At 73.6% G+C, this 20,443-nt stretch carries 18 protein-coding genes; 15 read left to right on the plus strand and 3 right to left on the minus strand.

Features of this window, described 5'->3' with window-relative positions; genetic code table 11:
- Positions 1 to 5: 5 nt before the first annotated feature.
- Positions 6 to 338: a DUF427 domain-containing protein gene (locus ACFQ9Z_RS21530; protein ID WP_360672641.1), complete on the minus strand. Its 333-nt coding sequence runs from the start codon at positions 336 to 338 to the stop codon at positions 6 to 8.
- A gap of 50 nt (positions 339 to 388) precedes the next feature.
- Between ACFQ9Z_RS21530 and ACFQ9Z_RS21535 the strand changes: the two genes are divergently transcribed.
- The 14 genes from ACFQ9Z_RS21535 (at position 389) to ACFQ9Z_RS21600 (ending at position 16,807) form a co-directional block, all read left to right on the plus strand.
- On the plus strand, positions 389 to 928 hold the full coding sequence (locus ACFQ9Z_RS21535; protein ID WP_383020563.1) for a TIGR00730 family Rossman fold protein: 540 nt from the start codon (positions 389 to 391) through the stop codon (positions 926 to 928).
- 7 nt (positions 929 to 935) lie between these two features.
- Complete coding sequence (locus ACFQ9Z_RS21540) at positions 936 to 1,634, plus strand: SDR family oxidoreductase (protein ID WP_383020566.1); 699 nt, start codon at positions 936 to 938, stop codon at positions 1,632 to 1,634.
- Between the two features lie 89 nt (positions 1,635 to 1,723).
- A complete protein-coding gene (locus ACFQ9Z_RS21545) occupies positions 1,724 to 2,680 on the plus strand; it encodes a methionine synthase (RefSeq protein WP_383021381.1) in 957 nt (318 codons plus the stop codon).
- Between the two features lie 15 nt (positions 2,681 to 2,695).
- Complete coding sequence (ligA, locus tag ACFQ9Z_RS21550; RefSeq protein WP_383020570.1) at positions 2,696 to 4,891, plus strand: NAD-dependent DNA ligase LigA; 2,196 nt, start codon at positions 2,696 to 2,698, stop codon at positions 4,889 to 4,891.
- 252 nt (positions 4,892 to 5,143) lie between these two features.
- Complete coding sequence (locus ACFQ9Z_RS21555) at positions 5,144 to 7,369, plus strand: putative bifunctional diguanylate cyclase/phosphodiesterase (protein WP_383020573.1); 2,226 nt, start codon at positions 5,144 to 5,146, stop codon at positions 7,367 to 7,369.
- A gap of 367 nt (positions 7,370 to 7,736) precedes the next feature.
- The gene (gene gatC / locus ACFQ9Z_RS21560) at positions 7,737 to 8,033 is read left to right on the plus strand and encodes an Asp-tRNA(Asn)/Glu-tRNA(Gln) amidotransferase subunit GatC (protein ID WP_018531282.1); all 297 of its coding nucleotides are present in this window, start codon (positions 7,737 to 7,739) and stop codon (positions 8,031 to 8,033) included.
- 5 nt (positions 8,034 to 8,038) lie between these two features.
- Positions 8,039 to 9,538: an Asp-tRNA(Asn)/Glu-tRNA(Gln) amidotransferase subunit GatA gene (gene gatA / locus ACFQ9Z_RS21565; RefSeq protein WP_383020581.1), complete on the plus strand. Its 1,500-nt coding sequence runs from the start codon at positions 8,039 to 8,041 to the stop codon at positions 9,536 to 9,538.
- Complete coding sequence (locus tag ACFQ9Z_RS21570; RefSeq protein WP_351664495.1) at positions 9,535 to 9,774, plus strand: hypothetical protein; 240 nt, start codon at positions 9,535 to 9,537, stop codon at positions 9,772 to 9,774. The genes gatA and ACFQ9Z_RS21570 overlap by 4 nt, the downstream gene beginning before the upstream one ends.
- A 16-nt stretch (positions 9,775 to 9,790) precedes the next feature.
- Entirely contained in the window at positions 9,791 to 11,305 is a 1,515-nt protein-coding gene (gene gatB, locus ACFQ9Z_RS21575) for an Asp-tRNA(Asn)/Glu-tRNA(Gln) amidotransferase subunit GatB (RefSeq protein ID WP_383020586.1), read from the plus strand.
- Positions 11,306 to 11,487: 182 nt separating this feature from the next.
- On the plus strand, positions 11,488 to 11,910 hold the full coding sequence (locus ACFQ9Z_RS21580) for a hypothetical protein (RefSeq protein ID WP_383020589.1): 423 nt from the start codon (positions 11,488 to 11,490) through the stop codon (positions 11,908 to 11,910).
- Between the two features lie 69 nt (positions 11,911 to 11,979).
- The gene (locus tag ACFQ9Z_RS21585; RefSeq protein ID WP_383020594.1) at positions 11,980 to 12,555 is read left to right on the plus strand and encodes a GNAT family N-acetyltransferase; all 576 of its coding nucleotides are present in this window, start codon (positions 11,980 to 11,982) and stop codon (positions 12,553 to 12,555) included.
- Positions 12,556 to 12,590: 35 nt separating this feature from the next.
- Positions 12,591 to 13,250 carry a hypothetical protein gene (locus ACFQ9Z_RS21590; protein ID WP_383020599.1) on the plus strand — a complete coding sequence of 220 codons (660 nt, stop codon included), beginning with the start codon at positions 12,591 to 12,593 and terminating at the stop codon, positions 13,248 to 13,250.
- 195 nt (positions 13,251 to 13,445) lie between these two features.
- Positions 13,446 to 13,637 carry a hypothetical protein gene (locus tag ACFQ9Z_RS21595; RefSeq protein ID WP_383020603.1) on the plus strand — a complete coding sequence of 64 codons (192 nt, stop codon included), beginning with the start codon at positions 13,446 to 13,448 and terminating at the stop codon, positions 13,635 to 13,637.
- A 125-nt stretch (positions 13,638 to 13,762) separates the two neighbouring features.
- The gene (locus tag ACFQ9Z_RS21600) at positions 13,763 to 16,807 is read left to right on the plus strand and encodes an AAA family ATPase (RefSeq protein WP_383020608.1); all 3,045 of its coding nucleotides are present in this window, start codon (positions 13,763 to 13,765) and stop codon (positions 16,805 to 16,807) included.
- Between the two features lie 102 nt (positions 16,808 to 16,909).
- On the opposite strand, the gene ACFQ9Z_RS21605 is transcribed toward ACFQ9Z_RS21600, so the two are convergent.
- Entirely contained in the window at positions 16,910 to 18,082 is a 1,173-nt protein-coding gene (locus ACFQ9Z_RS21605; RefSeq protein ID WP_383020611.1) for a PQQ-dependent sugar dehydrogenase, read from the minus strand.
- Between the two features lie 98 nt (positions 18,083 to 18,180).
- A complete protein-coding gene (locus tag ACFQ9Z_RS21610; RefSeq protein WP_383020615.1) occupies positions 18,181 to 19,179 on the minus strand; it encodes an aldo/keto reductase in 999 nt (332 codons plus the stop codon).
- Positions 19,180 to 19,252: 73 nt separating this feature from the next.
- Here ACFQ9Z_RS21610 and ACFQ9Z_RS21615 point away from each other — a divergent pair, with 73 nt between their 5' ends.
- Entirely contained in the window at positions 19,253 to 20,206 is a 954-nt protein-coding gene (locus ACFQ9Z_RS21615; RefSeq protein WP_383020619.1) for a 2-hydroxyacid dehydrogenase, read from the plus strand.
- Positions 20,207 to 20,443: the final 237 nt, after the last annotated feature.

Here is a 20,443-nt window from a genome sequence, read left to right on the forward strand (position 1 = left end):
GAGAGTCACGCCTCTTCGACCTCCTCGACCTCGTAGAAGCACACGTGGTCCTTGATCGCGGCCACGTCCGGCTTCGGGTCCGGGTACGCCCATGCCAGGTCGGGCGCGTCCGGCAGCGACCAGTAGGAGGCGGTGCCCTTGAAGGGGCAGACGGTGTGGGTGCCGGACGGCGTGAGCAGATCGAGCCTGACGTCCTCGGCGGGGATGTAGTACCGCACCGGACAGCCCGTCTCGCGCAGCAGCAGGGGCCGGTCGGTCTCCGCCAGCACCTGGCCGTCGCGCACCGCACGCACGCGCCGCTCGCCCTGTTCGATGGTGATCGTGTGTCCTCGGCTCATACCAGGACAGCGCCGAAAGGCCCGGACTTCTTCCCACGTACCGTTGGGGCATGAACATCTGCGTCTTCCTCTCCGCCGCCGACCTCGACGAGCGCTACACCCGCCCCGCCCGCGAGTTCGCGGAACTGCTCGGCAAGGCGGGCCACACCCTGGTCTGGGGCGGTTCCAACGTCGGCCTGATGAAGGTCGTCGCCGACGGGGTCCATGAGGCGGGCGGCAGGCTGCTGGGCGTCTCGGTGGAGTTCCTCGCCACGAAGGCGCGCCCCGGCGCCGACGAGATGGTCGTCGCCGCCGACCTCGCCGAGCGCAAGAGGCTGCTGCTGGAGAAGGCCGACGCCGTGGTGATCATGGTGGGCGGCACCGGGACGCTGGACGAGGCCACCGAGATCCTGGAGCTGAAGAAGCACGGCCGCACCGACAAGCCGGTGGTGCTGCTGAACACGGCCGGTTTCTACGACGGGCTCCAGGAGCAGTTCCGCCGCATGGAGGCCGAGGGCTTCCTGCCGCGCCCGCTCGCCGAGCTGATGTTCTTCGCCGAGGAGCCGGCGGCCGCCCTGGCCCACCTCGAGGAGTCACTCGCGGCCGGCTGATGCGAGCATGGCGGACATGGCTACTCATGTGATCACCGGCGCGGGTTCCGGCATCGGCGCGGCCGTCGCCCGCCGGCTGCACGCGCGCGGGGACGAAGTCGTCCTGCACGCGCGCGACGCGGGCCGCGCCAAGGAGCTGGCGGCCGAGTACCCCGGGGCACGCACCCTGGTGGGCGACCTCGCCGACCCCGACAAGCTCTCCTGGGCCTTCTCCCACCAGGCGCTCCCGGACCGGGTCGACTCGCTGCTGCACATCGCGGGCGTCGTGGACCTCGGCGAGGTCGGCGAGCTGACCCCCAAATCGTGGCGTCACCAGCTCAACGTCAACCTGATCGCGCCCGCCGAGCTGACCCGGCACTTCCTGCCCCAGCTCCGTACCGCCCGCGGCCATGTGATCTTCGTCAACTCCGGATCCGGCCTGAACGCCCACGCCGGCTGGTCCGCGTACGCCGCGTCCAAGCACGGCCTGAAGGCGCTGGCCGACTCCCTGCGCGAGGAGGAGCACGCCAACGGGGTCCGCGTCACCTCCGTCTACCCCGGACGCACGGCCAGCCCCATGCAGGCCAAGGTGCACCAGCAGGAGGGCAAGGAGTACGACGCCGCCCGGTGGATCGACCCCGAGTCGGTGGCGACCACCGTCCTGACCGCCCTCGACCTGCCGAGGGACGCGGAGATCAACGACGTGACGGTGCGCCCGGGCCGCTGACCGCCGTCACACCCGGGCCCCGCGGGCTACGTAGGCTTCACCCTGTGGACGACAACATTCGCTTCGGCGCGGCCACCGGGATCGGGTCCATGCCCGGTGGGAACGCCCCGGAGGCCGCCAAGACCGTCACCGGCAGTTTCGAGGACTTCCCCTTCCTGCCCGAGCTGCCCGCGCGCGGGCCCGGCGCCGACATGATCGGGCGCACCGCCGGGATGCTGGTCGAGCTGTACGCGCGCGTGGAGCCCAGCGGCTGGCGGATCGGCGACCGGCCGGGCCGGGACACCAAGCGGGCCCGGTCCTGGCTGGGGGAGGACCTCGACGCGCTGGAGGAGTTCACCCAGGGCCACGAGGGCGACCTCAAGGTGCAGGCCGTCGGGCCGTGGACCCTGGCCGCCGCACTGGAGCTGAGGAACGGCGAGGCCGCGCTGTCCGACCCGGGCGCCTGCCGCGACCTCGCCGCCTCGCTGGCGGAGGGGCTGCGGCTGCACCTCGCGGAGGTACGGCGCCGGGTCCCCGGCGCCCGCCTCGTGCTCCAGCTCGACGAACCCTCGCTCACCGCCGTGCTGCGCGGCCGGGTGCGGACCGCCAGCGGCTACCGCACCCACCGGGCCGTCGACCGGCAGCTGATCGAGGCCACGCTGCGCGACGTGATCGGGGTGCACGCGGACGGCCCGGTCGCCGTCCACTCCTGCGCCCCCGACGTCCCCTTCGCCCTGCTGCGCCGGGCCGGCGCCGACGCCGTCTCCTTCGACTTCTCGCTCCTCACCGAGCGTGACGACGACGCCATCGGGGAAGCCGTGGAGGACGGCGTCCGCCTGTTCGCCGGCGTCGTGCCGGGCACGGACGGCCCATTGTCAGACCCTGCCGGTAGCGTCATGGGGGTCAGGACGCTGTGGCGCAGGCTGGGGCTGCGTCCCGGGCTGCTCGCCGAAGCGGTCACGGTGACCCCGGCATGCGGTCTCGCGGGTGCTTCTCCCGCGTACGCGCGCCAGGTGCTCGCCCACTGCGTCCGGGCGGCGAGATCCCTCGCGGACAACCCAGAGTAACGGGAGGACGACACGGTGGCCGGCGACAAGCAGCAGGCGGAGACGGCAGTGCCCGCCGAGGCACGGGAGAAGCACGCGCAGCTCGCTGAGCAGATCGAGGAGCACCGCTTCCGGTACTACGTGAAGGACGCCCCCGTCGTCAGCGACGCGGAGTTCGACCAGCTCCTGAAGAGCCTGGAGGCGCTGGAGGAGCGGTACCCGGAGCTGCGCACGCCCGACTCGCCGACCCAGAAGGTCGCAGGGTCCTACGCCACGGAGTTCACCGCGGTCGAGCACCGCGAGCGCATGCTGTCCCTGGACAACACCTTCAACGACGACGAGCTCGCCGCCTGGGCCGACCGCATCGCCCGGGAGCTCGGCGACCAGGAGTACCACTTCCTGTGCGAACTGAAGGTGGACGGACTCGCCGTCAACCTCACCTACGAGAACGGCCGCCTCACGCGCGCGGCCACCCGCGGCGACGGCCGCACCGGAGAGGACATCACGCCCAACGTCCGCACCATCGCGGAGATCCCGGACCGCCTGAAGGGCGACGAGGTCCCCGCCCTGGTGGAGATCCGCGGCGAGGTCTACTTCCCGATGGAGAAGTTCCTCGAACTCAACGAGCGCCTGGTCGCCGCCGGGGACAAGCCCTTCGCCAACCCCCGCAACGCCGCCGCCGGTTCGCTGCGCCAGAAGGACCCGCGCGTCACCGCCACCCGCCCGCTGCACATGGTCGTCCACGGCATCGGCGCCCTGGAGGGCTTCACGGGCATGACCCGCCTCTCCCAGGCCTACGACCTGCTGAAGACCTGGGGCCTGCCCACCTCGCGGCACAACCGGGTGGTCGACGACCTCGACGGTGTGAGGGAGTTCATCGCCTACTACGGCGAGAACCGCCACTCGGTGGAGCACGAGATCGACGGTGTCGTGGTCAAGCTCGACGAACTGCGCCTCCAGGGGCGCCTCGGCTCCACCGCGCGGGCGCCGCGCTGGGCGATCGCCTACAAGTACGCCCCGGAGGAGGTCAACACCCGGCTCATCGACATCAAGGTGGGCGTCGGCCGCACCGGCCGCGTCACGCCGTACGCCCAGGTCGAGCCGGTCACGGTCGCGGGCAGCGAGGTCGAGTTCGCCACCCTGCACAACCAGGAGGTCGTCAAGGCCAAGGGCGTGCTCATCGGCGACACCGTCGTCCTGCGCAAGGCCGGTGACGTCATCCCGGAGATCCTCGGCCCGGTGGCCGACCTGCGGGACGGCAGCGAGCGGGAGTTCGTGATGCCGGGCGAGTGCCCGGAGTGCGGCACCCCGCTGCGGGCCATGAAGGAGGGCGACATCGACCTGCGCTGCCCGAACGCCCGTACCTGCCCGGCCCAGTTGCGCGGGCGCGTGTCCTATCTCGCGGGCCGTGAGTGCCTGGACATCGAGCACTTCGGCGACGTGGCCGCCGCCGCGCTGACCCAGCCGCTGGAGCCGTCCGACCCGCCGCTGGTCGACGAGGGCGACCTGTTCGACCTGACGGTGGAGAAGCTGCTGCCCATCAGGGCCTACGTTCTGGACCCGGACAGCGGCCTGCCCAAGCGGGACCCCAAGACCGGCGAGGACAAGGTCGTCGCGGTCTTCGCCAACCAGAAGGGTGAGCCGAAGAAGAACACCCTGGCGCTGCTGGAGAACATCGAGGCCGCGAAGTCCCGTCCGCTCGCCCGCTTCCTCAACGGTCTCTCCATCCGGCACGTCGGCCCGGTCGCGGCCCAGGCACTCGCCCGCGAGTTCCGCTCGATGGACCGCATCGAACAGGCCACCGAGGAGGAGCTGGCCACCACCGACGGCGTCGGCCCCATCATCGCCGCCGCCCTCAAGGAGTGGTTCGCCGAGGAGTGGCACCGCGACATCGTCCGCAAGTGGAAGGCGGCCGGGGTCCCGCTGGAGGACGAGGCCTCCGGCGAGGACGAGGGCCCGCGACCGCTGGAGGGGCTCACCGTCGTCGTCACCGGCACGCTGGAGGACTTCACCCGGGACGGCGCCAAGGAGGCGCTGCAGAGCCGCGGCGCAAAGGTGACCGGATCGGTGTCGAAGAAGACCTCGTTCGTGGTCGTCGGCGACAACCCGGGTTCCAAGTTCGACAAGGCGATGCAGCTCAAGGTTCCCGTGCTGAACGAGGACGGTTTCGGCGTCCTGTTGGACCGGGGACCCGAAGCGGCGGCCGAAGTCGCGCTTCCGACCGGGGAGTAGCGGTTGAAGGCCACCCGATCGGTGCATATCAGATGCATACGGGTGGCCCGGGCGCATTCGGGCAACCGTCGACGACCGCTGCCCGAGGAAGCCTTCCGCGGCCTACTGTTGAGGTGTGCGCCCGCCGTGCCCCCAAGCGGTCGGGGCATTCCCCCTGCCCGTCAGGGCCGGGGAAAGGATTGTTCAACGCGGAGCCGCTGATGGTTGTCGGGCCGCGTGGCGTGGGCACCGCCGGCTGTGAGAGGGACGGGAATGGAACCGACCGAGAGCGCCGCCCCGCACTCACGGCTGCGCCTGCGCGGCCGTGCGGGCGCGTGGCGGGGGACCCGGTGGACGGGGCGCGGCGCCGTACAGCCCCACCCGGCCGGGCCGGGCGCCGCGTCCCCGCCGAACCCCACGGTCCCGGCCGTCGAGGCCGCCCGGACCCGGCCCGGACCCGAGCCCGAACGGCACACGCCCTGGCCCGCGTTGCACGCGGCCGTCGTGTCCGCCGCCGCACTCGCCCTGGCCGCCGGCTTCTACCGCGCCTTCGCCGGCCACCACGCCCTCTTCCCGTGCGAGACGCGCGGCTGGTCACTGGCCCTGCTCACCGGGGTCATCGTCGGCCACCTCGTGATGCTCGGCCGCGCCCGCTGGTGGGGCGGCACGGGCTCCGGCGCGGCCCTCACGCTGGCCGTCCTGCTGCTGTACGGCTGGATGCCGGCCGGGATGGTCAGCCTCACCGTCGTCGTGCTGGTCGGCGTGGCCAGACGCCAGCGCTGGCGGCAGGGCGTGCTGCACGGCGCGGTGGACATCCTCGGGATCAGCGCCGGCGCCCTGGTGCTCGGTTTCTTCGGGCGGGTGCCCAGCGTCGAGGAGCCCTGGCGGCCCGACAGCTGGGGCATCACCACCGCACCGGAGGTGGTGCTCGTCGCGGCCGCCTACCTCGCGGTCAGCCGCGGCCTGCTGTGGTACGCGCACGCGCCGCGCGGCGGCCCGCTGCCCACCGTCGCCCGCACCGCCCTGGTCCGGCAGGGCCTGCTCGCCGTGGCACTGCTCGGCATCGCCCCGCTGGTGTGCGTGGTCGCCGACGCCCGGCCGGTGCTGCTGCCGCTCTTCGCCATCCCGCTGATCGCCCTCGACTCCACGCTGTGGATGGCCCGGGCCCGCGCCGAGGAGCAGTTGCGCGATCCGCTGACCGGGCTGCCCAACCGGCAGTGGCTGCTGGAGCGGATCTGGACCGCCCTCGACGACGCCGAGCGGATCGGCGCCCGGGCCGCGCTCATGCTGATCGACCTCGACCGGTTCCGTTCGGTGAACGACACTCTCGGTCATCTCGCCGGCGACCGGCTGCTGCTGCAGATCGCCGACCGGCTCCGGCAGGCCCTACCGCGCGGCGCGGAGGCCGCCCGGCTCGGCGGGGACGAGTTCGCCGTCTTACTGCCCGTCGCGGACTCCACCACCTCCGCCACCCGCGTCGCCCGCGGCCTCGTCGCGGAACTCAGCTCCCCGCTCGACCTCGACGGGCTCACCCTCGTGCTGGAGGCCAGCGCGGGGGTCGCCGTCTTCCCCGACCACGCGCTGGACGCCGAGGGGCTGCTGCGGCGGGCGGACGTGGCGATGTACCAGGCCAAGCGGGACCGTACCGGCGTCGAGGTCTACGAGTCCAAACGGGACTCCAACACGCCCGACCGGCTGGGCCTGCTGGGCGATCTGCGCCGGGCGCTGGACGCCCACGAGGTGCAGCTCCACTACCAGCCCAAGGTGCGCTTCGACGGGCAGGTCGCGGGCCTGGAGGCGCTGGTGCGCTGGGTGCACCCCGAGCGCGGGAAGGTTCCGCCGGACGAGTTCATCGCGATCGCCGAGTCCTCCGGGCTGATGCCCCACCTCACGGAGTACGTGCTGGAGACCGCGCTCGGCCAGGTCGCCGCCTGGCGGGCGCAGGGGCTGCGGGTGCCGGTGGCGGTCAACGTCTCCCCGCGCGACGTGCACACCCCCGGCTTCGCCGGTTCGGTCGCCGCCCGCCTGGCGCGGCACGGGGTCCCGGCCGGGGCGCTCCAGCTCGAGATAACCGAGCACGTCCTGCTGGAGGACCCGCAGCGGGCCGCCGACACCCTGGCCGCGCTCACCGGGCACGGCGTGAAGATGTCCCTGGACGACTTCGGCACCGGGTACTCCTCGCTGGTGCACCTGCGCCGGCTGCCGGTCAGCGAGCTGAAGATCGACCGCTCCTTCGTGGCCCGGCTGGCCGTGGACACCGAGGACGCGGAGATCGTGCGCTGCACGGTCGACCTGGCGCACTCCCTCGGGCTGCTCGTCGTGGCCGAGGGCGTGGAGGACGACGAGACCTGGGAGCGGCTGCGCGACCTCGGCTGCGACGCGGTCCAGGGCTGGCTGGTCGCCGCCGCGATGCCGCCCGACGAGACGACCGCGTGGCTGCTGGCCCGCGGGTCGCGCGGCTGGCAGCGGCCGCGGGCGGCCCTGCCGGCCGCCGAGTAGCACCCCGCCGCGGGTGCGGCCGGCTCGCCGCGAGGAGACGGGCCAGGCGGGCCACTGGGGCGGGCGTGCCCTGGGGCGCCCGGCCGTGGGTGCGGCCGGCTCGCCGCGCAGGGGCGGGCCAGTGGGGCTGGCGTGCGCCCGGCCGCGGGTGCGGCCGGCTCGCCGCGAGGCGCGGGACCAGCAGGGCGAGCCCGCGCCCGTGCGCTCTGCCTCCGGCGGCCGTCCGTCGCGAGGCGGCGTGGCCAGTCCGTGCGGTGCGGCCCGGAACGTCTCCGCGAGCAGCCCCGGGTCGTCCGTTTCACGGGCACCGCCCCCGGCCCCATAGGATTGACCCAAACCGCACGCACTCACCCCAGAGGATCGCTGCATGCCTGGCATCACGCGCGAGGAGGTCGCCCACCTCGCCCGGCTGGCGCGTCTGGAGCTGAAGCCCGAAGAACTCGATCACTTCGCGGGCCAGCTGGACGACATCATCGGCGCGGTCGCCCGCGTCAGCGAGGTCGCCGACCAAGACGTTCCGCCGACCTCCCACCCGCTGCCGCTGACCAACGTCATGCGCGCGGACGAGGTCCGTCCCTCGCTCACCCCCGAGCAGGCGCTCTCCGGCGCCCCGGCCCAGGAGCAGCAGCGTTTCAAGGTGCCGCAGATCCTGGGGGAGGACTGAACCGCATGACCGACAGCAACATCATCAAGCTCACGGCCGCCGAGACCGCCGAGAAGATCGCCTCCGGCGAGCTGACGGCCGTCCAGGTCACCGAGGCCCACCTCGCCCGCATCGAGGCCGTCGACGAGAAGGTGCACGCCTTCCTGCACGTCGACCGCGAGGGCGCCCTCGCCCAGGCCCGCGCCGTGGACGAGAAGCGGGCCCGCGGCGAGCGGCTCGGCCCGCTGGCCGGCGTCCCGCTCGCGCTGAAGGACATCTTCACCACCGAGGGCGTGCCGACCACCGTCGGCTCGAAGATCCTCGAGGGCTGGATCCCGCCGTACGACGCGACGCTCACCAAGCGGCTGAAGGCCGCCGACGTCGTCATCCTCGGCAAGACCAACATGGACGAGTTCGCCATGGGCTCCTCCACCGAGAACAGTGCCTACGGCCCGACCGGCAACCCCTGGGACCTCACCAGGATCCCCGGCGGCTCCGGCGGCGGTTCGTCTGCCGCGCTCGCCTCCTTCCAGGCGCCGCTCGCCATCGGCACCGACACCGGCGGCTCCATCCGCCAGCCGGCCGCCGTCACCGGCACGGTCGGCGTGAAGCCGACGTACGGCGCGGTCTCCCGGTACGGCATGGTCGCCTTCTCCTCCTCGCTGGACCAGGGCGGCCCCTGCGCCCGCACGGTGCTGGACGCGGCCCTGCTGCACGAGGTCATCGCCGGGCACGACCCGCTCGACTCCACCTCCATCGACGCCCCCGTCCCGCCGGTGGTCGAGGCCGCGCGCAACGGCAGCGTCGAGGGCATGCGGGTCGGCGTCGTCAAGCAGTTCCGCGGCGAGGGCTACCAGGCCGGCGTCCTGCAGCGCTTCGACGAGTCGGTGGAGCTGCTGAAGGAGCTGGGCGCCGAGATCGTCGAGCTGGACTGCCCGTCCTTCGACCTCGCGCTGTCCGCGTACTACCTGATCGCCCCGTCCGAGTGCTCCTCCAACCTCGCCCGCTTCGACGGCCTGCGCTACGGCCTGCGGGTCGGCGACGACGGCAGCCACTCCGCCGAGGAGGTCACCTCCCTCACCCGTGAGGCGGGCTTCGGCCCCGAGGTGAAGCGGCGCGTCATGCTCGGCACCTACGCCCTGTCGAGCGGCTACTACGACGCCTACTACGGCTCCGCGCAGAAGGTCCGCACGCTCATCACGCGCGACTTCGAGAAGGCCTTCGAGCAGGTCGACGTCATCGTCTCGCCGACCACGCCGACCACCGCCTTCGCGATCGGCGAGCGCGCCGACGACCCGATGGCGATGTACCTGGCCGACCTGTGCACCATCCCGACCAACCTGGCGGGCAACGCGGCCATGTCGCTGCCCTGCGGCCTCGCCCCGGAGGACAACCTCCCGGTGGGCCTGCAGATCATCGCCCCGGCGCTCAAGGACGACAGGCTGTACAAGGTCGGAGCCGCCGTCGAGGCCGCCTTCGTGGAAAGGTGGGGGCACCCGCTGCTCGAGGAGGCTCCGTCGCTGTGAGTGCACTGAACAAGGCCAAGGGTTTCAAGAAGTCGAAGTCCGGCACGTACCTGTCGATGGCCGGGACCGCGTTCAGCGCGTTCGGCGTGGCCAAGCAGATCAAGAAGGCGCGCGCCGAGCAGGACACACTGCGGCTGATCGACGCCACCGTGTCCGCCGTCGCGATCGTCACCGGCCTCGCCATCCTCTACCGCGAGCTGAAGCGGCTGGGCGACGACGACGTCCTGCTGGGCTGAGAGGGAAGTTTTCACCGTGACCACCACGACCGACCTGGTGCCGTACGAGGACGCGCTGGCGTCGTACGACCCCGTCATGGGCCTTGAGGTCCATGTCGAACTCGGCACCAACACCAAGATGTTCTGCGGGTGCTCCACCGAGCTGGGCGCCGAGCCCAACTCGCAGACCTGCCCGGTCTGCCTCGGCCTGCCCGGCGCCCTCCCGGTCGTCAACGCGACCGGCGTGGAGTCCGCGATCAAGATCGGCCTCGCGCTGCACTGCGAGATCGCCGAGTGGTGCCGCTTCGCCCGGAAGAACTACTTCTATCCGGACATGCCGAAGAACTTCCAGACCTCCCAGTACGACGAGCCGATCGCCTTCAACGGCTACCTCGACGTACAGCTCGAGGACGGCGAGAGCTTCCGCGTGGAGATCGAGCGCGCCCACATGGAGGAGGACACCGGCAAGTCGACGCACGTCGGCGGCGCCACCGGCCGTATCCACGGCGCGTCCCACTCGCTGCTGGACTACAACCGCGCGGGCATCCCGCTCATCGAGATCGTCACCAAGCCGATCGTCGGCGCCGGCGAGCGGGCCCCCGAGGTCGCGCGCGCCTATGTCCGTGAGCTGCGTGAGGTCATCCGTGCCCTCGGCGTCTCCGAGGCCCGCATGGAGATGGGCCAGATGCGCTGCGACGTCAACCTGTCGCTGATGCCCAAGGGCGCGGACAAGTTCGGCACCCGATCGGAGACGAAGAACGTCAACTCGCTGCGCTCGGTGGAGCGCGCGGCCCGGTTCGAGATCATGCGGCACGCGGCCGTGCTGTCGTCCGGCGGCACGATCGTTCAGGAGACCCGGCACTTCCACGAGGACACCGGGTCCACCACCTCCGGCCGCGTGAAGGAGGAGGCCGAGGACTACCGGTACTTCCCGGAGCCGGACCTCGTCCCGGTCGCCCCGTCCCGCGAGTGGGTCGAGGAGATCCGCGCCGCGCTGCCGGAGATGCCGCTGGCCCGCCGCACCCGGCTGCTCGCCGACTGGGGCATCTCGGCCACCGACATGCAGGCGATCCTGAACGCCGGCGCGCTGGACCCGATCGTCGCCACCATCGACGCCGGTGCCGACGCGGCCTCCGCCCGCAAGTGGTGGATGGGCGAACTGGCGCGCAGCGCCAACGAGTCGGGCAAGTCGCTGGACGAGCTGGCCATCACGCCGCAGCAGGTCGCCCGGGTCACCGAGCTGGTGAACTCCGGCGACCTGAACGACAAGCTGGCCCGCCAGGTCATCGAGGGCGTCCTCGCGGGCGAGGGCACCCCGGACGAGGTGGTCGACAAGCGCGGTCTGAAGGTCGTCTCCGACGAGGGCGCGCTGACCACCGCCGTCGACGAGGCCATCGCCGGCAACCCGGGCATCGCGGAGAAGATCCGCGGCGGCAAGGTGGCCGCGGCCGGCGCCCTGGTCGGCGCGGTCATGAAGGCGACCCGGGGTCAGGCCGACGCGGCCCGCGTCAAGGAGCTGATCCTCGAGAAGCTGGGCGTCAGCGAGGGCTGAGCCGGCAGCGCGACGGCCCCGGAGGCATCGTCCTCCGGGGCCGTCGCGCCGTCTCCGGCCGTTCCCGGCGGGCCGCCGAACGCGGCGCGGGCGCCGGCGACGGCGCGTGCGGGCCCATCAGGCCCCCGGCCGTCCCGGCCCCGCACCCGGCTCGGGGAGCGGACGTCATACACTCACCCGCCATGAGTGGACGCACCGATTCCGACGCCGCACCCGCCATATCCCGGGCGGCGCAGGCGGACGAGCCGGAGGACCACGGCGAGCCGGGTGCCCACGGCGAGCCGGACGCTTCCGACGAGCCGGATGCTCACGACGAGCCGGACGCTTCCGACGAGCGGTACGACCACGGCGAGCACGTCGGGGAGGCCCGCCGTGCCCGGTGGACCGCGGCCGGCGCCGGCGGTCTGCTCTGCCTCGCCGGCTGCGCCGCCGCTCTGCTCCGGCTGACCGGCCCGGCCCCGGCCGTCGTCCCCGCCGCCTACGCCCTCGGCGCCGCCGTGTGCGCCCTGGCCGCCGTCCTCGGCTCCCGCGGCCGCACCCGCCGCGCCCTGTGGCTGCTGGTCGCCGGTACGGCGGTCATGGCCGTCGGAGACCAGTTCGACTGAACGCGGCACGGGTGCAAGTAGGGTGTGCGGCGTCCGGGAAGCGGTACGGCGGGAAGGAGCCGCGACGCGATGTACGCGAGGTCCCTGGGTGACGACGGCGCCGAACTGGGGCCCCTGGAGGTCTGGCACGCGGCGGACCTGCTCGCCAACATCGACCGCGGACGTGAGTTCATCGGCCGGCACGTCGGCCTGCCGGACGTGGTGACCGATCTGGACGCCGCCCGCGCCTACCTCGCCTCGTACGCCGGCAAGCGCAGCGCCGACACCGGAAGCCTGCACGGCGTGTGGCTCGACGGGAGGCTGGCCGGTGGCCTGCTGTTCCGGGTGTGGGACACCCCCAGCGGGGTCTGCGAGGCCGGCTGCTGGCTGGAGCCCGCCGCGGCCGGGCGCGGGCTGGTCACGCGCGGCATGCGGGTGCTGCTGGACTGGGCGTTCGGGGAGCGCGGCATGCACCGGGTGGAGTGGCACGTGTCGTCGGCCAACGAGCCCAGCATCGGCGTGGCCCGGCGGCTCGGCATGACCCGGGAGGGCGTGCTGCGGGAGAACTACCCGTACCGGGGGGTGCGCACGGACACCGAGATCTGGTCGGTGCTGGCGCCCGAGTGGCGCGCGGCACGCGCGCGTACCGCCCGCGACGATCATTAAGGGACCTCTCAGACGGCATCCGTACGGTGCCGGACATGGCAACGAAGACACAGGACGTCAACAGGACCGACGACGAGCGGGCACCGCGGGAGGCGGCCGCCGCGGGGGCGGACACCGCGAACGGGACGGACGGCACCGCTCCGTCCGGGAAGCCAGCCGGGAACGGCGAGGAGACGCGGGGGACCGGGGGCACGCCGGAGACCGAGGAGCGGGCCGGGACCGAGGAGCGGGCTCGGGCCGAGGGTCCGGAGGGGGCCGAGGAGGCCGACGCGCTCGCGGAGGAGCCCGCGCAGCGGGCGTCCTCCGGGGTCGGCCTCGGCGCCGGCGCCGTGGTCTCCGCCGGGCTGGGCCTGGTCTCGCTCACCGGTGGCTGGATCGGCACGGTCGCCGCCGCCCGCGAGACCCTGGTCGGCCAGCTCCAGACCTCCTCCGGCGCGAGCGTCGGCAAGCAGATCAAGGAGGTCTACGGCGACGCGTGGCACACCACCGCGCTCTGGGCGGGCCTGTTCGCGCTGGCCGCGCTGATCACCGGCGCGGTCGTGCTCGTGCGGCCCGCGTTCGGCGCCCCCGGCCGCCCGCGGGCCGCGTGGATCAGGTCGGTCGCGTGGGCGGGCGTCTCGCTCGGCGCCATCGGCCTGCTGCTGGCCGTCCTGAAGTACTCCGACGCGCTGCTCGGACTGCCCGCCACGGGCTGAGGAGGCGCAGGTCCGCGGGGGCCTTAGGGAATCCCTGAGCACCTTAGGGAGCCCCTGGGGCCCCTTACCCGCGTCCGGGCCCGGCCGCCGGCCCGAAGATGCGGAACTCGCCCGATGTGGCGCACCCCCCTGGGGGACGAGTGTGGAGGCATCGCAACGAGCGACGCACCCACCGAGACCACGGAGGACCACGCCATGTACGAGTTCGAAGCCCACCGGCTCCGTCACGCCGAGCTGCGCCGCGCGGCCGCCCGGGAACGCCTGGCCCGCGAGGCCGTCGGCGCCCGGCGCGCCGTGCGCCGCGCGGAGTCGGCCCCGTTCGGCGCCACGGGCGCCGAGCCCCATACCGACCGCCCCCGCCGGCACCGGCTCCCGCGCACCGCGTGAGCGCCGGGCCGGCGGGCCCCGGCACGGGCGGCGGCGCCGGGGCCGGCACGGTCACACCCACTGTTCGTACGACCATCGCACCGGGACTGTGGAAAAGTGGTGCCGCACCCCTCGGACCTCGTGCGATGCTCGGGCCCGTGGAGAACAGGTCCGTCAGTCCCGTGTTCGTCGGCCGCGCCGACGAGTTGGACACCTTGAACGACGCGCTCGCCCGTGCCGCCGCGGGCGAGCCGCAGGCGCTGCTGCTCGGCGGCGAGGCCGGGGTCGGCAAGACCCGCCTCGTCGAGGAGTTCGCCGCCGTCGCCTGCCGCCGGTCCGCGGTCGTCGCCGTGGGCGGCTGCGTGGAGATCGGCGCCGACGGGCTGCCCTTCGCCCCCTTCTCCAGCGCCCTGCGCGCCCTGCGCGACACCCTGCCCGGGGAGTTCGCCGCCGCCGCGGCCGGACAGGAGGAGGAGCTGGCCCGGCTGCTGCCCGAACTGGGCGAGGCCGCCTCGAGCCGCCACGACGAGCAGGGCACGGCCCGCCTGTTCGAACTCACCGCCCGGCTGCTGGAGCGGGCCGCCGCCGAGCGCACGGTCGTCCTCGTCCTGGAGGACCTGCACTGGGCCGACGCCTCCACCCGCCACCTGCTCGCCTACCTCTTCCGCACCCTGCGCACCGGCCGCCTCCTGGTGCTGGCCACCTACCGCGCCGACGACATCCACCGCCGCCACCCGCTGCGCCCCCTGCTCGCCGAACTCGACCGGCTGCGCACCGTCCGCCGCCTGGAACTCGCCCGGTTCACCCGCGAGGAGGTGGCCCGCCAGATCGCCGGCATCCTCGCCGCCGAACCCGACCCGGCCCAGGTCGACGCGATCTTCGAACGCTCCGACGGCAACGCCTTCTTCGTCGAGGAACTGGCCGTCGCCGACTGCGAGGGCTGCTGCGCCGGCCTCTCCGACTCCCTGCGCGACCTGCTGCTGGTCCGGGTCGAGAAGCTGCCCGAGAGCGCCCAGCGGGTCGCCCGGATCGTCGCCGAGGGCGGCTCCACCGTGGAGTACCGGCTGATCGCCGCGGTCGCCCGGTTCTCCGAGGACGACCTGATCGAGGCGCTGCGGGCCGCCGTGGGAGCCAACATCCTCACCGCCACCCCGGACGGCGACGGCTACCGCTTCCGGCACGCCCTGGTCCGCGAGGCCGTCGCCGACGACCTGCTGCCCGGTGAACGCTCCCGCCTGAACCGCCGCTACGCCGAGGCCCTGGAGGCCGACCCCTCGCTCGTCCCGGCCGGCGCCCGCGTGATGCGCCTGGCCAGCTACTGGTACCACGCCCACGACCCGGCCAAGGCCCTGCCGGCGGTCCTGGAGGCCTCCGTCGTGGCCCGGCGCCGGCACGCCTACACCGAGCAACTGCGGCTCCTCGAACGGGCGATGGAGCTGTGGGACACCGCGCCCGAGGAGGTCCGCGCCGCCCTGCGCCCGGTCGACTACACCGGCATGTACCCCCCGTGCGGCCGCGACCCGGCCACCACCCCGCTGCGCTACCTCGACCTCATGGCCGAGGCGGCGGTCGCCGGCCGCTTCGGCGGCGAACGCGAACGCGCCCTGAAGATCGTCAGACGGGCGCTGCAACTGCTCCAGGACGACCCGGACCCGCTGCGCGCCGCCTGGTTCTGGGTCCAGCGCTCCCGCCTCGTCCAGGCCCTGGCCCGCGGCGACGGATGGCCGGAACTGGCCACCGCGCAGGAGCTGGTGCGGGGCCTGCCGCCCTCCGAGGTGCACGCCGAGGTGCTGACGGAGTCCGCCGGCTGGTCCATGCTGCACCGGCCCGGGCCCGAGGCCCTCGCGGACGCCGAGCAGGCCGTCGAGTACGCGCGGATGGTCAACGCCCGCGAGATCGAGCTCAACGCCCGCCTCACCCTCGGCGGCCTCATGGTCGACGCCGGTGACATCGAGGCCGGGCTCGCGGAGATGTCCCGGGTCAAGGAGGAGGCGATCGCCGAGGGCGTGACCCAGGTGGCGGGCCGCGCCCATGTGAACCTGCCGGGCTCGCTGCAGTCCGTCGGCCGGGACCGGGACGCCGAGCCCATCCTGCGCGAGGGCATCGACTTCACCCGCCGCTACGGGCTGCCCGACTCCCAGGCCTGGGTGTGGGGCAACCTCTCCGACGCGCTGTACTCGCTGGGCCGGTGGGAGGAGGCCGCCGAGGCGGCCGGTCAGGCGATCCGCATCGGGCGCAGCGCCAAGCCGCGCGGCGCGGCCGCCCTGCGCCTGGCCCACCTCGCCCTGGCCCACGGCGACGGCGCGGAGGCCGCCCGCCAGCTCGCCACCGCCCGCGCCCACTACGGCACCCGCGACCCGATGCCCCAGAACGGACTGCCCCTGGCCCGCATCGCCGTGGGCGTGGCCGCCTGCGAGGGAAGACTGCTCGACGCCCGCGCCGAGTTCCTGACCGCCCTGGAGGCCGGCTTCCCGCCCGGCACCCAGCGCTACGCCTGGCCCCTGCTGCTGGCCATGGCCACCGCCGAGGCCGACGCCGGCACGCTGCCGGCCGCCGAAGCGGGCCGGGCCGGCATGCTCGGCCGGCTCTCCGAGGCGGCCCGCGGGCTCATCGCCGACGCCCCCCTGTGGCGCGCCTACGACCAGTGGACCCGCGCCGAACTGCGCCGGGCCGAGGGCCGGGACACCGACGGCACCTGGTCACCGGTGGTCACGGCCTTCGAGAGCCTGGACCGCCCCTACGACCTGGCCCGGGTGCGCCACCGCCTCGCCCAGGCGCTGCTGACCCACGGCGGCGAGGAGCACCGGGAACGGGCCGTGGAACTGCTGAGACTGTCCGGAGCGGTCGCCGGTCACCTCGGCGCCCGCCCGCTCGCCGAGGCGGTCGCCCGGCTAGCCCAGCGCGCCCGCCTCAGCCTCGGGCACCCCCCGCACCGGGCCCTCGCCTCCGCCGACCCGGCGGCGTCCCTCGGTCTCACCAGCCGGGAGCGGGACGTCCTGCGGCTGGTCTCCGCCGGCCGCACCAACCGCCAGATAGCCGAGGAGCTGTTCATCTCCCCGAAGACCGCGAGTGTGCACGTGTCCAACATCCTGGCCAAGCTGGGCGTCTCCGGCCGCGGCGAGGCGGCGGCGGTGGCGCACCGGCTCGGGCTGTTCCCGCCGGAGACCGAGGACCGGCTGGTGGCGGGATAGGGGACGCGGGGCGGCGGTGCCGGGCGCCCGCAGCGCCCAGCCGACCCGCGCCGTCTTCCTCGCCCCGGGACCGGCCGGGAGCCGGCGACGGCCGGCGGCCGCTCACCGCACCGAGACCTCCAGCACCCGGTCGTCCCCCTTCTTCGGGGTGCCCCGGCCGTCCGTGTTGCTCGTGACCAGCCAGAGCTTGCCGTCGCCCGCCGGGACGACGGTGCGCAGCCGGCCGTACTCGCCGGTGAGGAAGGCCTGGGGGGCGGCCGAGGCGGAGGTGCCGCGCAGCGGAATGCGCCACAGCCGCCGGCCCTTCAGGGCGGCCATCCAGATCACCCCGTCGACGTAGGCGATGCCGCTCGGGGAGGCCTCGTCGGTGTGCCATTCGGCCACCGGGTTGCGGAAGCGGCGGTCGGAGGAGCGCCCCTCGGCGTCCGGCCAGCCGTAGTTGCCGCCCGGCACGATCGCGTTCAGCTCGTCCCAGGTGTCCTGGCCGAACTCCGAGGCGAACAGGCGCTGCCTGGAGTCCCAGGCCAGCCCCTGGACGTTGCGGTGGCCGTACGAGTACACGGGGGAGCCGGGGAACGGATTGCCGGCGGCCGGTTCGCCCTCCGGGGTCAGGCGGAGGATCTTGCCGCCCAGTGACTTCTCGTCCTGCGCCAGACCGCGGTCGCCGCTCTCGCCCGTGCCCGCGTACAGCATCCCGTCCGGGCCGAAGGCGATGCGGCCGCCGTTGTGGATGAACCCCTTGGGGATGCCCTTGAAGATCGTGTCCGGGGCGCCCAGTTGCTCACCGGCCGGCTTCGCCGCGTCGTACAGCATCCGGACGATGCGGTTGTCCGAGGCCGAGGTGAAGTAGGCGTAGATCATGCGGTCCGAGGCGAAGCCGGGGGAGAGGGCGATGCCGAGCAGGCCGCCCTCGCCGGCGGGCGAGACCCCGGAGACCGTGCCCAGTTCGGTCTTGCGGCCCGTCTTCTCGTCGATGCGGGTGATCGTGGCGTCGTCCCGGGAGGAGACCAGCAGTCCGCCGCCGGGGAGCGCGGCCAGGCCCCACGGCGTCCTCAGGCCGTCGGCGACGGTGCGCAGCACCTTCACCGAGCCCTTGGCCGGCGGCGCCGACTCGGTGGCCCGGCCGGACGGAGCGGTGGCCGTCGCCGACCCGTTCGCCGTGCCGCTTCCGCCGTCACCCGGGAACCCCTGGCCGTCGCCGGACGAGCAGCCCGCCGTCAGCAGGAGCGCGGTCGCGGCCAACACGGCCGTCACAACTCGGCGTTGCACGATCATGGTCCCTTCGCAGCGGCGGACGTACGACAGCTTCTCCCCCTCATACTCCGCCGGTCCCGCCCAAGTTCCCGCCAGGCGCGCACCGCATGCGGGACCGCTCAGTCCCAGGAGCCCTGCGCCGCGGGCAGCCGGGACACCTCGGCCAGGTCCTCCACGGTCAGGCGCAGCGCGGCCGCCGCCGCGTTCTCCCCGGCCCAGCGCTCCCGCTTCGTGCCGGGCAGCGCGATCACCTGACGGCCCTGCGCCAGCACCCAGGCCAGCGCCACCTGCGCCGCGGTGACGTCCGCGCCGTGCCGGCGGGCGATACGGCGCAGACCGGCCACGATCGGCTGGTTGGCCGCCATCATCTCGGCGGTGAAGCGGGGGTGCCTGGCGCGCACGTCGTCCGGTTCGAAGCCCTCGCCCGGCGTCAGCGTTCCGGTCAGGAAGCCGTTGCCCAGCGGCATCGCGGCCAGGAAGCCCACGCCCCGCGCCGCGCACCACGGCAGCAGGGTGTCCAGCGCCTCCGGGGACCACACCGACAGCTCCGCCTGCACCGCGCTCACCGGGAAGACCTGCTGCACCCGGTGGAGCTGGCGGAGCGTGGTGTCGTGGATCCGGCCGCCCGGGCGGCGCCCGGCGCGCGCGCCCACCGCGCACAGACCCAGCGCACGCACCTTCCCGGCCCGCACCAGGTCGGCCATGGCGCCCCAGGTCTCCTCCACGGGGACCTCGGGGTCGGCGCGGTGAAGCTGGTAGAGGTCGATCACGTCCGTCTGCAGCCGCCGGAGCGAGGCGTCGCAGGCCCGCTTGACGTAGCCGGGGCGGCCGTTGGCCACGATGTGCTGCTCGCCCACGAGGAGCCCCACCTTCGTCGACACGAAGGCGTCCCCGCGCCGCTCTCTGAGCACCCGCCCCAGCAGCAGCTCGTTGGTGAACGGGCCGTACATGTCGGCGGTGTCCAGCAGGCTCGAACCCGCGTCCAGCGCCCGGTGCACCGCTTTGACCGACTCGTCGCCCCGCTGCCGGGAGCCGGTGTACGCCCAGCTCATCGGCATGCATCCGAGTCCGACGGCCCCCACCGCGAGCGCACTCGCGCCGATCGTCCTGCGCTCCACCTGCTCGCGAACCTCCCTCGTCCGGTCCCCAACCTAACGCCCCGCGCCCGCGGGCCTGACATAGCCTCCTGCCATGACACATGACGTGTGGCTCCCCATCGCGCCGAAGGAGATCGAGGGGCTTCCCCAGGGACCCCGCTACCTGTTCTGGGACGGGGGCGACGACGGCGAACGGGAGTTCCCGGGCGACCCCGCCGACTGCGCCTTCTACGTCGTGCCGTACATGCGCCCGGGCGGCGTCGGCCTGCGCCCGATGGCCGACATGAGCACCGTGCGGGTCGTGCAGACGCTGTCGGCCGGCGTCGACCACCTGGAACCGGGGCTGCGGCACCTGCCCCCGGGTGTCCGGCTGTGCAACGCTCGCGGCGTCCACGAGGCCAGCACGGCCGAGCTGGCCCTCGCGCTCGTCCTCGCCTCGCTGCGCGGCATCCCCGACTTCGTCCGGGCCCAGGACCGGGGCGAGTGGCGAGGGGGCTTCCACCCGGCCCTCGCCGACCGGACCGCCCTCGTCGTCGGCTACGGCGCCATCGGCGCCGCCATCGAGGACCGGCTCGCGCCCTTCGAACTCGCGCGGGTGGCGCGCGTTGCGCGCTCAGGGCGCACCACGGCGCGCGGTCCCGTGCATCCGCTCACCGAATTGCCCTCACTGCTTCCGAAAGCCGATGTGGTGATCCTCTCCACGCCCTTGACGGAGGCGACCAGGGGTCTGGTGAACGCGGACTTCCTGGGCCTGATGAAGGACGGGGCGCTGCTCGTCAACGTCTCCCGCGGGCCCGTCGTGGACACGGAGGCGCTGCTCACCGAGGTGGAGAAGGGGCGCATCACCGCCGCCCTCGACGTCACGGACCCCGAGCCGCTGCCGCCGGGGCACCCCCTGTGGACGGCGCCCGGCGTGCTCATCAGCCCGCACGTCGGCGGGCCGACCTCGGCCTTCCTGCCGCGCGCGAAGCGGCTGCTGGTGGACCAGTTGCACCGGTTCGTGAACCACGAGCCGCTGCGGAACGTGATCCTCACTACGGGGACCTGACCCGCTCCCGGCACCCTCCGCAATCTTTCGAACGCGTTACGTGTTGACATCTTCGCTGGTCGTCACGGAGCGTAGAGAAGCTATGTCCCTGAGTGACGACACTGGTGTATCGTCCCGACAGGGGCAGCGCCGCCGACCGCGGGCGCCGGGGATGGACAGATCGGACTTGTGAGGGGGGCGACGGGCGATGCACGGCCTATGGACGAACGATCCGACGCGGCGGAGCCGCCGGCGGAG

The organism is Streptomyces sp. NPDC056580 (genome assembly GCF_042793175.1).
GTDB lineage: Bacteria > Actinomycetota > Actinomycetes > Streptomycetales > Streptomycetaceae > Streptomyces.

What these genes read in the sequence shown, in the direction of transcription:
- ACFQ9Z_RS21530 (WP_360672641.1), bottom strand. Translation starts at nt 338, where the DNA reads ATGAGCCGAGGACACACGATCACCATCGAACAGGGCGAGCGGCGCGTG.
- ACFQ9Z_RS21535 (WP_383020563.1), top strand. Translation starts at nt 389, where the DNA reads ATGAACATCTGCGTCTTCCTCTCCGCCGCCGACCTCGACGAGCGCTAC.
- ACFQ9Z_RS21540 (WP_383020566.1), top strand. Translation starts at nt 936, where the DNA reads ATGGCGGACATGGCTACTCATGTGATCACCGGCGCGGGTTCCGGCATC.
- ACFQ9Z_RS21545 (WP_383021381.1), top strand. Translation starts at nt 1,724, where the DNA reads ATGCCCGGTGGGAACGCCCCGGAGGCCGCCAAGACCGTCACCGGCAGT.
- ACFQ9Z_RS21555 (WP_383020573.1), top strand. Translation starts at nt 5,144, where the DNA reads ATGGAACCGACCGAGAGCGCCGCCCCGCACTCACGGCTGCGCCTGCGC.
- gatC (WP_018531282.1), top strand. Translation starts at nt 7,737, where the DNA reads ATGCCTGGCATCACGCGCGAGGAGGTCGCCCACCTCGCCCGGCTGGCG.
- gatA (WP_383020581.1), top strand. Translation starts at nt 8,039, where the DNA reads ATGACCGACAGCAACATCATCAAGCTCACGGCCGCCGAGACCGCCGAG.
- ACFQ9Z_RS21580 (WP_383020589.1), top strand. Translation starts at nt 11,488, where the DNA reads ATGAGTGGACGCACCGATTCCGACGCCGCACCCGCCATATCCCGGGCG.
- ACFQ9Z_RS21585 (WP_383020594.1), top strand. Translation starts at nt 11,980, where the DNA reads ATGTACGCGAGGTCCCTGGGTGACGACGGCGCCGAACTGGGGCCCCTG.
- ACFQ9Z_RS21590 (WP_383020599.1), top strand. Translation starts at nt 12,591, where the DNA reads ATGGCAACGAAGACACAGGACGTCAACAGGACCGACGACGAGCGGGCA.
- ACFQ9Z_RS21595 (WP_383020603.1), top strand. Translation starts at nt 13,446, where the DNA reads ATGTACGAGTTCGAAGCCCACCGGCTCCGTCACGCCGAGCTGCGCCGC.
- ACFQ9Z_RS21600 (WP_383020608.1), top strand. Translation starts at nt 13,763, where the DNA reads ATGCTCGGGCCCGTGGAGAACAGGTCCGTCAGTCCCGTGTTCGTCGGC.
- ACFQ9Z_RS21605 (WP_383020611.1), bottom strand. Translation starts at nt 18,082, where the DNA reads ATGATCGTGCAACGCCGAGTTGTGACGGCCGTGTTGGCCGCGACCGCG.
- ACFQ9Z_RS21615 (WP_383020619.1), top strand. Translation starts at nt 19,253, where the DNA reads ATGACACATGACGTGTGGCTCCCCATCGCGCCGAAGGAGATCGAGGGG.